The sequence below is a fragment of the Hymenobacter sp. GOD-10R genome (assembly GCF_035609205.1).
Classification (GTDB): Bacteria; Bacteroidota; Bacteroidia; order Cytophagales; family Hymenobacteraceae; genus Hymenobacter.
Window position 1 is genome coordinate 123083 of the sequence record NZ_CP141186.1, and the last position, 12087, is coordinate 135169.

Here is a 12087-nt window from a genome sequence, read left to right on the forward strand (position 1 = left end):
GGAAACTTACTGGGCGGTCGCGCCCAGCAGGTACTCCAGCTCAATGATGGTTTGGTTGTGCTGAAGCACGGCGCTCAGGTAGGCGGTGCGCACACTCAGGGCCCGCTCCAGGTTGAGCAGCAATTCGGAATAGGTGGTTTCGCCCGCCTTGTAGGCCCGCTGGCTGAGGCGCACGATCACGTCCGCTTGGGGCAGGCCGGTCTGCTCATAAAACTGCACCCGCTGCTGCTGCTGCTGCAGGCGTAAGCCCAACTCAGCGAGCTGGGCGGCGGCTTCGACCTGGTAGCGTTGATACATGCTGGCCACGACTTGCTCCTGGAGCCGGGCCGCCTGTACGCGGGCCTTTTGTGGCCCCCGCAGCAGCGGAACAGCGACGCCTGCTTGCACGCTCTGAAACCGGTCGCCGGCCCCGTAGGTAGTCGTCCGGCCCTCCAGTTCGTAGGTCCCCCGCAGCGACTGGTTGGTGTAGCCCACCGTGAGTTGTGGTAGTCCTTGTGCTTGTTCCACCCGCGTGGCCGCGCGGCGCTCGGTTAGCTGCTGTTGCAGCACCCGGGCCTGGGGCGTAGCCGCCAGCGCGGCCGTGTCCGCTGGGGTGGGGGGAAGCGGCAGCAGGTGCAGAACGCTGTCGGCGATAACCACCGGCTGCGGGGTTTGCAGCAACGCTTGCAGCTGCCGCTGCGCAATGGCGTAGTCTGCCTTTGCTTGCGCCACGAGGTTTTGTGTTTCTCCTTGTTGAATCAGGGCGTTGGCGGGTTCCAGGCGGGCTACCTCGCCAGTCTTAAAGCGGAGCTGGGCCGAGCGGAGAAACTCCGAGTAGATGCTGTCTTGCCCGCGCAACGTTCGCAACTGATGGCGGGCGTACACGGCTTGCTCGTAGCTTAGGCGTACCTGCCGGCGTAGTTCGGCCTGCACCTGCACTAGTTGCTGCGCCCGCCCCCCGATCTGCGCCTGGCTAAGCGCTGCTTGCGCTTTGTAGTAGCCCGGCAGGGCCAGCGTTTGGCCAATGCTGAGCACCTGATCGGGCAGCGGAGAGTTCACTTGCCCGTAGGTGCCGACCAGGGTGGTGCGGCCGACGTCGAAGGTGGTGCGACGCAGCGTCTGCTGCGCTTCCAGCGAGCGCTGGGCCGCCTGCACCGTACTATTCGCTTGTAGGGCCTGCCCCACCGCTTGGGTAGCCGTCATAGGCCCTTGGGCACGGACTGGCGCGGCCAGCAACCCACCCAGCAAGAACACCACAATGCCTGGCACCGGTACGGCCGCCGCTGGCTGCGCCTGTTGCTCCCCCTTCGGTATAGCCGTTCGCTCCGCCAGCGCGTAGAGCACCGGCAACACGAGCAGCGTCAGCAGCGTCGCGGTGACCAGCCCCCCGATGACGACCGTCGCCAGGGGGCGTTGTACCTCGGCTCCGGCCGAGGTGCTCAGCGCCATGGGCAGAAAGCCCAGCGAGGCCACCGTAGCCGTCATTAACACGGGTCGCAAGCGTACCTGCGTGCCCGTCAGGATGCGGTGATAGAGATGGGTCAGCCCTTCCGCCTTTAGGTGGTTGAAGTAACCAATGAGTACAATCCCGTTGAGGACGGCTACCCCAAACAGCGCAATAAAGCCGACGCCGGCCGAAATGCTGAAGGGCATGTCCCGCAGCCACAAGGCTAGTACCCCGCCAATGGCCGACAAGGGAATGGCGGTGAAGATCATAACGGATTGCTTCAGCGAGCCGAACGTGAAATAGAGTAGCACGAAAACGAGCAATAGGGCCACGGGCACCGCGATGCGCAGGCGTTCGGTGGCTTGCCGTAGGTTCTCGAACTGCCCGCCGTAGGTAGTGTAGTAACCCGGCGCCAGCTTCAGCTGCCGGTCTATTTTGCCCTGCAACTCGGTCACGACACTTTCCACGTCCCGGCCGCGCACATTGAAGGCCACCGAGATCCGGCGCTTGGCATCGTCGCGCTGGATCTGGTTAGGACCTTCCTGCACCTCCACTGCCGCTACCTGCTCCAGGGGGATCTGCTCGCCGGTGGGCGTGGCCAGCAGCAGCTGGCGCACGCTGCTGATGTTCTGACGCAGTTCCGGTGCCAAGCGCAACACCACGTCGAAACGACGCTCCTGCTCGAACACCTGCCCGGCGCTCTGCCCGGCGAATGCGGTCTGCACGGTGCGGTTCACTTCGTCCGCGTTTAGGCCGAAGCGCGCCAGACGGTTACGATCCAGCTTAACGACAATTTGGGGCAGGCCGGTGACTTGCTCCAGGTACACGTCCTGGGCACCTGCTACCCCGCGAGCCTGCGCCGCTGCCTGCGCCGCATAGCGGCTGAGCTGCTGCAAGTCCTCGCCGTAAATTTTGAGTACCACGTCCTGCTTGGCGCCCGAAATCAGCTCGTTGAAGCGCATCTGAATGGGCTGCTGAAAACCGAAGGTCACGCCGGGAATGACCGCCAGTGCTTCGGCCATTTTTTCGGCCAATTCCTCCTGGGTGCGGGCGGAGGTCCACTTGCGTTGGTCTTTTTCCAGGACCACCATCACGTCCGCCGCTTCCACCGGCATGGGGTCAGTCGGGATTTCCGCCGCCCCAATCCGGGCGACCACTTCCTTTACTTCCGGAAACTGGCGTCGGAGAATGGCGGCAGCCTGTTGTCCCTTTTCGACCGTGTAGCTCAGCGAAGAGCCCGTGAGCGTGCGCATCTCAATGGCGAAGTCTCCCTCGGCGAGCTGGGGAATGAACTCGCCCCCTAAGGTGCGAAACAAGAGCCCGGCCCCAATCAGTAGGGCGACGGCTGCCCCTAATACCCCCACCTTATGGCGTAGGCTCCATTCCAGTACGGGTTGGTAGCGCGCTTCCAACCAGCGCATCATGCGGTCGGAGAAGGTAGGTCGATGTTCCGTGGCCCGACTCAAGAGCAGGGCCGAGACCATCGGGACGTAGGTCAGCGAGAGGATAAACGCCCCGATGATGGCAAAAGCGACGGTTTCGGCCATGGGCCGGAACATCTTGCCCTCAATACCCGTGAGCGCTAGCAAGGGCAAGTAGACGATCAGAATAATGATTTCCCCGAAGGCGGCGGACGAACGGATCTTGGAAGCTGCCTCGTAAGTGGCCTCGTTCATCTGCGTGCGGGTGAGCTCCCCGTGAGCGCCTTCGGGGTGGGAGGCCGTGCCGATGTGGTGCTGCAGGCGGTGCACGATGGCTTCGACAATGATCACGGCCCCATCCACCACGAGGCCAAAGTCGATGGCGCCCAAGGAGAGCAGATTACCGGACACGCCAAACAGGCGCATCATACTGATGGCAAAGAGCATGGCCAGTGGAATCACGGAAGCGACCACGAGGCCTGCTCGCCAGTTACCCAGGAAGAGCACTAGGACGAACACCACAATCAGGGCCCCCTCGATCAGGTTCTGACTGACCGTGTGAATTGCGCGCCCCACCAGGTCGGAGCGGTCCAGGTACACGTCGATCGTCACCCCCTCTGGCAGCGACTTGCGCACGGTCGCCATGCGCGCTTTCACGGCTTGGATCACTTCGTTTGCGTTCGCGCCTTTAAGCATGAGCACGATGCCGCCGGTGACTTCGCCCTCGGCATTCCGGGTCATGGCTCCGTAGCGCACGGCCGAGCCCAGGCGCACGTCGGCCACGTCGCGCACCAGCACGGGCATCCCCCCTTGCGTGCTGCGCACGATGATATTGCCCAGGTCAGCCGCATTCTCGGCGAGGCCTTCCGTGCGGATATAATACGCGGTGGGCTTCTGGTCGATATAGGCGCCGCCCGCATTCTGATTGTTGCGGGTCACGGCCTGGTAGACCTGATCCACTGTCACCTTGAGAGAGCGGAGCCGGGTAGGGTCCAGGGCAATCTCGTACTGCTTCAGCAGGCCACCGAAGGAAGAAACATCCGCGACGCCAGGCGTGCCCAGTAGCTGACGCCGGACGATCCAGTCCTGAATGGTGCGCAGCTCGCGGGCATCGTACTTCTTTTCGTAGCCGGGTTTGGCGCGCACTAAGTACTGGTAGACTTCACCGAGGCCCGTGGTGACCGGCGCCATTTCGGGCCGGCCGATGCTGGCGGGAATCTGGCTTTCCGCTTCGCGCAACCGCTCGGCCACTTGTTGGCGAGCCCAGTAAATGTCAATCGGGTCCTCGAAGACGATCGTGACCACGGAGAGGCCAAAGCGGGAGAAGGAGCGCACCTCTTCCCGGCCGGGAATGGTGGCCACGCTCTGCTCGATGGGAAAGGAAACGAGTCGTTCAATGTCCCCCGCGGCCAGCGAAGGGGCCACCGTATAGACCACGACTTGGTTGGTGGTGATATCGGGTACCGCATCAATGGGTAATCGACTCAGGGAATAGCCGCCCCAGGCGACCAACGCCAGGGTTAGCAGCCCGATAAGGAGCTTGTTGTGAATGGAAAAATGAATCAGCCGGTCGAACATCCGCTGGTGGGGGTTAGGTCTAACACTTCCGTGAAAACCCTGCGGCGAGGCGGTTCCGGCTGTTAAGAGCGGAAACGGCGTGGCCACGACGCACCCGGGGGCCAACGTCACACGTTGGAAAACCGGGCAGGGCTGCTCCATACCGAAGCAGGCCGCCCGGTGGGGGTGGTCAGCAGGAAAACAAGGGAAAGGTTAGGCCCGCGGCGGTTGCCAGATAGCTCCGGGAGCACGGGTTGGCGCTGCCACCACGAATCGAACAGGTTGGCGAGCCGAGTCCCATACCCGGGGCGAAGCTTGAACAAGCGCCGGTAATGGGACGAGCGGTACGACGGCTCCGCCGCAGCAGTGACACTGGCATAAGGGAGAACACCAGTCCCCCAAAGCATCAGTATCACAATCCGAATGGGACGAGGCGGCCACTGTTGTTTGCGTCTGGTCTTGGCACACAGGAGTCTCGTCAGCGCAGGTCAGGCACGAGAGACACACGAAGTACAAGGCGAAAAATAGAGTAGACAGACGCATTACAGGCAAAGGTAACGACAACGTGGAATTACCAGCCCCACTTTTACCCGCTTTATCCGGCAAAGGTTCCTTCAGGAAGGATGCAAGCTCGACAATTGGGCTTACAACAGGCGGTAAATGCTCCCTCACAGAACGTTATAGGTTGCTGTGTTTACTCTCGATAAGCCAAAGGCGGGGCTTAGGATTTGTATTTATCACTTTTATCAGACTCATTGTTTAGTTTTGTCTGGTTACCTGAACCAGCAATCCCGTCTACGCGCGTTACAAAGCTGCTTTAGAGCGAAAGAAAAGCTATTTTTCAACTGAGTGGTTCAAGAAAACGATGATTTTCCATGAACAAACTAGCTTATAAAGAAGCTCTTTAACACTTAAAAGCCACATCCGCAGTGGCTTCAAAGAAGAGTTATTGGTTCAGCGAAAGGAGGCCGACTAAACCAAGAAAACAAGTAAAACTGTCAACCTATTGCCGGACAAGACAGTGGAAGGCGGCATAGACGAGCATGGGGCGATTGTGGCACCGAAATGCACGAGGCAGCTCTGCGGCATACTTTATAAGGTATTGTGTTTATTTACCTTTTAGTTGAGCTTTCACGGGTTTACCAGCCATGCACCAAATCATTTACATGAGTACGGCCAGCTGGTCGATGACCGACGCTGAATTAGCGCAACTCCTCCGGCAGGCGCAGCAAGGCAACGAGCGCGGAGGCATTACCGGCGCGCTCGTATACAGCAATGGCCAGTTTATGCAAATCATGGAGGGAGAGCAGGCCGCGTTGGAAGAACTCTACGCCCAACTTGGCCAGGACCGCCGGCACCAAGGCCTCTTCAAACTCGCTGATCGCCCTATTCCAGTGCGGCGTTTCTCGGAATGGTCGATGGGGTTTCAAGTCGTCTCCCCGGCCGCGTTCGAGCAGCTACGGGGCTACGTAGCGCCCGCACAGATGGCGCAGCAGCTGCCCGACTTGGGAGCAGCCGACAGTTTATTTATCGACCGGATGCGCGATCTCATCCTAGCCTTTAAGTCTTAATTGAGCCTTCAGCGGATCCGATTGGTTAGGTGAAGTGTTCCTTTTCCCTTGCTTGGTTTGCCTATGACGCCTGATTCTCTATTACCAGCTGACGAGGCGGCCCGCCTTCGGTCGCTGCATTACTATGCCATTCTCAGCTCGTTACACGAAGCTGTTTTTGAAGAACTAGTGCGCTTGACTGCCCAAATATTCAGCCTGCCCATTTCTCTGATTGCCCTCGTAGAAGCCGAAGAAGCCATTTACATCGCCAATCAGGGCTTAGGGGACCAAGAACGTCAGCCCCGCGTGGAAGCACTGTGCTCGGTGGCTGTACGCGAGAACAAGGCAGTCGTATTTGCCGACCTGACCACGCAGCCGCAACAGGCACGGGTAACGGCGGAGGCCCTGGCAGCGGCGCGGATGCGGGATTTACAATTTTACGCCGGGGTACCACTGCGCATGCCCGACCAGCGCACCATTGGCACGCTCTGCGTGATTGACCACCAGCCGCGCACCTTTAGCGCGGCGGAGCAACAGGTACTGGAACGCATTTCCGACTTGGTGGCGCAAACCATCGCCGTGCGGCACTACTGCTTGATCGATGGCCTAGGGGAAGAACACTGGCAAGTCATGCAGGGGCTGTTAGTCGAGGAAATCGAGGAACTCGTAGCCCTGGTGCGCTACCTCGGGACGCGCCTCGCGGTGCAGATACCCGTACCGAAGCACGTACTGGATCTCGTGATGCAGCGACTCGATGATGTGTACACGCTGCTGCGCGAGTACTATGTGAGCAAGAGGCCTAAGCCGGCCAGTTAAGTAGCCAGGCTACTACTGGTAGCTGAGCATCCGGAAGCGAGAACAAGGGCCGCAGACTGGAACAATAGCGTGCCAGGCGCGGCAGTTAGTCAAGATAAATCCGCGCTTATGCCAAGAGGGGATTTCTCTTGTAACTGTTACAACACGATTGTAGTGGCTTCGCCTTGCCATTTTTCAGTCATTCTCACCGGCGATCTGATGAGTCATATCGTGTGCTACCCCTTGCTCGTTGGTGGTGTTGGCCTGATAGGAGTCCGTTGGATTAGGGTCCTGGAAAAGCCGGCGCGCCCGAAACCAGTATTCGGGGGAGAGGCCGAACGGGAACAATCCCCCAGCTGCTGGTCTCCTGCGGACAGTACCAGCCTACCCACAGAAGCGAAAAGGATAGCACCTGGTTCGCACGGGTAGGATACCCAAAACTGGTGTTTGCACGCGTCCAGCTAGGCTTGCGCGTGCAAGCGTTGTGCTTACTACTTTTTCGTTGAAATAGTTTTTGGATTCCCCTCATCCAACGTGCTTACTTTGACCCATCACCTGAGCCCCGAACAGGAACTGTGTGCCCGTTTTACCGAAGCCACACACCAGCTGCGGGCTTTGTTTGATGCCCTTTTTCAACCCGGGAACCGCCCCTAAAAAAGCCCAACGAGTAGCTGGGCCTTTTGTGGATAATAGAAATAATAGCGTACGCAGGTTCTGAGTAGGTAAATATATAACTTATTTTATATAATTACGAATAAAGTAGTCGTGATCCTGCATAAGTGGATCAGGTTTTTGCTTCTACCTCAAGGGCGGTAATACCCTTTACTAGGCCATATCGTCGGGCTGTCTAGCGCCCACCGCCCCGTAGCTCCTCGCCATACGAGGTACTTTACTGTCCACTCCTTCTCAAGCAGGGTGAGCCCACAAGAAACAAGCTACGGCCAGCAGTACTCCATAGCGAATACCAGCGTCGTTGTCACCGGAAGTGATAGGCCGGTTCGTAACGGGCATATAAAAGCCCCGCACTCTCTCCCAAGGCGGGGCTTTAAGATGATGCCATGCAGTAGTATGCTGGCCTAGGTCATCAGTGGAGAAAAGACAGAAAATACGTAACTAGGTTGCTTGCCAGGCTATCGACGAACAGCTAGCCGAAGTTGCTGATGGCCGTCTAACCCCATGAGTAGCGTCCCCGTTTACCGAACGTTGAGTAGACAAGTAAGTGCCCGCATGTAGGCGATTGTTTTCTGTCTATTATAACTTCTTCTTTGCTAGTGTAACGCTATTCTTCGTGACTGATTCTCAACTCAACTCTAGCCCCGCCGGCTTATTTACGGCTGCCGACTGGCTGACCATGCTGGAGGTATCCTTAACGGCTATCCAGCTGGCACGCCCCCTTTTTGCCCCCGATGGTCATGCTATCATTGACTTCGCCCTGGACTACACCAACCCCGCTGGGCAGCGTATGACAGGCCTTACCGGGCAGCCAGGCAGTACGTTGCTGGATTGTTTTCCGCACGCGCAGGCAGAGGGGGTTTTCGCTTACTACCAGCGCGTGTTCGAGACAGGCGAGCTGCTCACCTATGAGGTCAATTATCAAGAGGATGGGTTGGATAACTACTTCCGGTTTAGCGCCCGGCGCAGCGGCGAGCGGCTGCTGGTAAGCTTCACCGATACCACCGAGCAGCCCCGCACCGCCGTGGAAGTGGCCCTGCGCGCGAGCCAGGCCGCCGAGCGGGCCGCTGGCGCCGACGCCGAGGCCCAGCGCCAGCGGTTTTACGAGGTGCTCATGCAACTGCCGGCCCAGGTTGCCACTTACCACGGCCCCGACCACGTGTTCTCCTTTGTCAATCCGCGCTACCAGGCCTATTTTCCGGGCCAGGCGCTGCTGGGTCGCCCCCTGCAGGAGGCCCTGCCCGAAGCCCTAGCGCAAGGCTTTGTTGGCTTGCTTGACCACGTGTTTCAGACTGGCGAGCCGTATTACAGCCCCGAGCAGGAATTTTGGCTGGGCTCGGAGAGCACCAGGCCGCCCGAGCAGCTGTTTCTGAATGCGTTTTTCTGCCCCCTGCGTGATGCGCAGGGCCGCATCGACGGCCTGCTGGACTTCTCCTACGACGTGACGGAGCAGGTGCGGGCCCGCCGGCAGGTCGAGCAGCTCAACCAGCAGCTGGAAGCCCGGGTGCAGGAGCGCACCCAAGATACGCTGGTAGCGCTGGGCACAGCCGAGCGGGAGCGCACCTTGTTGCAGACGGTCCTGACTCAGGCCCCTGTGGCGATTGGGCTTTTTCAGGGGGAGGAACTGCGCATCACCGCGGCCAATGCGCAAATGGCGGCCATCTGGGGTCGTACTCCCGAGCAGGTGCTGAGCCAGCCGCTGCTCGACGCGGTACCCGAACTGCGCGGCCAGGGCTTCGACGAGCAGCTGCGCCAGGTGTTGCGCACGCAGGTACCGGTGCGGGGCACGGAAACCCCCGCGGTGATGCTCCGCGACGGGCAGCTACAGACTACTTACTACACCTTCGTCTACCAGCCGCTCTACGACACCGAAGGCCGGGTACTGGGCGTGATTGACGTGGCCGTGGAGGTAACTGAGCAGGTACTGGTCCGCCAGCAGATTGAACAGCTCAACCAGGAGCTGGAAGCCCGGGTGCAGGAGCGCACCCAGCAAACCGAGCAGGCCCGCGCCGAGGCCGAAATCCAGCGCCAGCGCTTTTACGACCTGCTCATGCTACTGCCGGCCAACGTGGCGGTGAACGAAGGCCCCGACCAAGTGTTTACCCTTGTGAACCCCGGCTACCAACGCCAAGCCCCCGGACTCCACTTGCTGGGGAAGCCCATCCGGCAGGTCTGGCCCGAGTTGGTTGACCACGGCATCCTAGACGAGCTCGGCCGGGTGTACCAGACCGGCGAGCCCTTCACCGCGACCGAGATGCCAGTGCAGGTGGATTTAACGCGCACCGGCCAGCTGGAGCAGGGGTACTATACCTTCTTTTTCCTGCCCTTGCGCGATGCGCAGGGCCAGCTAAATGGGGTGCTGAATTTTTCCTACAATGTCACCGACTCCGTGGTTGCCCGCCAGCAGGTCGAGCGCCTCAATAAGGAGTTGGAAACCCGCGTGCAAGCGCGTACCGAGGAACTAGCCGCCGTTAACAACGCGCTGACGACTACCAACAAGGAACTGTTCGACAGCAACCGCCAGCTCACGCGCTCTAACGTGGACCTGGATACCTTTGTCTATACGGCCTCGCACGACCTGAAAGCGCCCATCACCAACATTGAGAGCATCCTGCTGGCCCTGCGCGACACGCTGCCCGCGGCGGTGCAGCAGGACGAGGTGGTGGCCCATTTGCTCGACTTACTCAATCAAACGGTAGGGCGCTTTCAACTCACCATCGGCCAGCTCACGGATATCTCCCGCCTGCAACTGGTTCACGCCGGCCCGGCCGAGCCGGTCGTGCTGGCCCGCGTCGTGGAGAACGTGCGCCTGGACCTGGTGCCCGCTATCGGGGCTGCCGACGTGCGGCTGAGCGTCGAAGTAGCCCCCGACCTGGTCGTGTCCTTCTCGCCGGCTAACCTGCGCTCCATCATCTACAACCTGCTCAGCAACGCCGTCAAGTACCGCGCCCTGGACCGACCCGCCCAGGTGCGCGTGCACGCCGCGCAAACGGCGTCCGAGGTGATGCTCACGGTGCAGGATAATGGGCTGGGCATGAGTGCAGTGCAGCAGCGCCAGCTCTTTGGCCTCTTCCAGCGCCTGCACACCCACGTGGAGGGCACCGGCGTCGGCCTCTACATCACCAAGCGCCTTATAGAGAACGCCGGCGGTACTATTACCGTGCAGAGCCAGCCGGGCGTGGGCACCATCTTTACTGTCACCCTTCCCACCTAGCGCCCAATCAATGCCTATCTTAGCCAGTGTGCTCTTAGTCGATGACGACAGCACGACCAACTTCTTGAATAAGCTCTTGCTCACCCGCATGGAAGTCGCCGAGCAGGTGCTCGTGGCCGAGGATGGCGAGCAGGCTTTGCGCACGGTGGTACAAAGCTGTGTGGACTCGACGGCCCCTGCCTGTCCGCAGTTGATCCTGTTAGACATGAACATGCCCGTGATGAATGGACTGGCTTTTCTGGAAATGTATGTGCAACTGCCGCTCGCCCAGCGGCAGGCCATTGTCATTGTCCTGCTCACGACCTCGCTGCACGAGCGCGACCTAGCGCACGCCCAGCAACTCCCCATTGCCGGTTTCCTCAACAAGCCCCTTACCCGGGAGAAGGTACAGGCTATACTGCAGCAGCACTTTGGCGAAGAGCTTCGTGCAGAACGATAGCAAGGGTATACCCTTCGTTGGTGAGCAGGTGCCTGTTTTTTAACATGCTTACAGTGTCCAACTACTTACTTTCATGGATGACTGCCTCTCCATAGATTAAGAAGAAGGCAGCTGTCGTAAAGCCCGAAATTTCGGGTTTCATGAAACTGTCTAAAGCTAACTAGAAGGCGTTGCTGGATTAATGGCTGTACTCACGCTTGGCTGAAGGCTTCCAGCAAGGTGCGCAAGTGCGAATCCCGTACGTATTGCTCGGCGAGGGAAGCGCTATGGGTCGTCTGCTGCAAACTCGTCAGCACCCAGTGAAATTCGCCTTCTTCCGCAGTGATGAAAGCCATCTGCCAATCGGCAAAGAAGCGCTGCGCATCGTAAGCCGTACTCAGGGTAGTCACTTGCCGGTGGCGGGGGTCACGCTGGATGCGAGCGTAGAGCAGGTCGACCTGCGCGGCTGTGCCCTCCAGCAGCTGCACAAACTGGCGGTCACTGTAGCACAGCAGGCCGGTGATGCCGTGCTGCTCGTTCCAGGCCCGGGCTTCGGCCAGCAGCTCGCTGAGTGCTTCCTCACGGAAGGCTTGCGTGGCCCGACTGCGGTAGAGCACGTGCTTGACGCGCTCATCGAGCAGCCGAAGCACCTGTTCCAGCGAGAGGGCGCCCACGGCATACTCATCCAGCAGCCCTTGTTCGTAGGCCTGGGGTTCCAGGGGCGTATTGGCGGCCAGGGCGGTGGCCCAGGCAATGGCCCGGCGCCGCGCGGCTTCCGTTGACAGATCGTTCATCCTTTTTATACGGCGGCGCCCTCGCCGCTACTAGGAATGAAGGCCGGATAACTACTTATTTATCGACGCATAACTACGGAATAACGGGCAAAAAGCGAGGCCTTGCGTATTCTCTCGGCTTTCGCTCAGTAGGAGCGGCTAGAGTATGGGCAATCTATAATCCCCTATCACCGTGGGCTGGGCACGGCATTGGTTCAGGTGTTTGTCTGGACTAGTAAACGCCTTGCCTCGTTGAGCACG

7 protein-coding genes are annotated in these 12087 nt (G+C 59.7%); 4 read left to right on the forward strand and 3 right to left on the reverse strand.

The genetic code is table 11. The features are described from left to right. Nucleotides 1-6 precede the first annotated feature (6 nt). Together SD425_RS28145 and SD425_RS30105 are read right to left on the reverse strand one after the other, a co-directional pair. Nucleotides 7-4425 (reverse strand): CusA/CzcA family heavy metal efflux RND transporter, encoded by a 4419-nt coding sequence (locus SD425_RS28145; protein ID WP_324680285.1) that lies wholly within the window; start codon nt 4423-4425, stop codon nt 7-9. A gap of 192 nt (nt 4426-4617) precedes the next feature. Beyond that, complete coding sequence (locus tag SD425_RS30105) at nt 4618-4947, reverse strand: DUF6660 family protein (protein WP_416381047.1); 330 nt, start codon at nt 4945-4947, stop codon at nt 4618-4620. Between the two features lie 605 nt (nt 4948-5552). Between SD425_RS30105 and SD425_RS28155 the strand changes: the two genes are divergently transcribed. From SD425_RS28155 to SD425_RS28170, 4 genes are all read left to right on the forward strand, one after another. Next, nucleotides 5553-5975, forward strand: a complete 423-nt coding sequence (locus SD425_RS28155) for a BLUF domain-containing protein (RefSeq protein WP_324680062.1) — start codon at nt 5553-5555, stop codon at nt 5973-5975. Nucleotides 5976-6038: 63 nt separating this feature from the next. Continuing rightward, a complete protein-coding gene (locus SD425_RS28160; protein WP_324680064.1) occupies nt 6039-6770 on the forward strand; it encodes a GAF domain-containing protein in 732 nt (243 codons plus the stop codon). A gap of 1267 nt (nt 6771-8037) precedes the next feature. Further along, on the forward strand, nt 8038-10635 hold the full coding sequence (locus tag SD425_RS28165) for a PAS domain-containing protein (RefSeq protein WP_324680067.1): 2598 nt from the start codon (nt 8038-8040) through the stop codon (nt 10633-10635). A 10-nt stretch (nt 10636-10645) separates the two neighbouring features. After that, nucleotides 10646-11074, forward strand: coding sequence for a response regulator (locus SD425_RS28170; protein ID WP_324680069.1), 429 nt, complete (start codon nt 10646-10648; stop codon nt 11072-11074). A 191-nt stretch (nt 11075-11265) separates the two neighbouring features. Here SD425_RS28170 and SD425_RS28175 read toward each other — a convergent pair whose 3' ends face one another. After that, nucleotides 11266-11847 carry a BLUF domain-containing protein gene (locus SD425_RS28175; protein ID WP_324680071.1) on the reverse strand — a complete coding sequence of 194 codons (582 nt, stop codon included), beginning with the start codon at nt 11845-11847 and terminating at the stop codon, nt 11266-11268. Nucleotides 11848-12087: the final 240 nt, after the last annotated feature.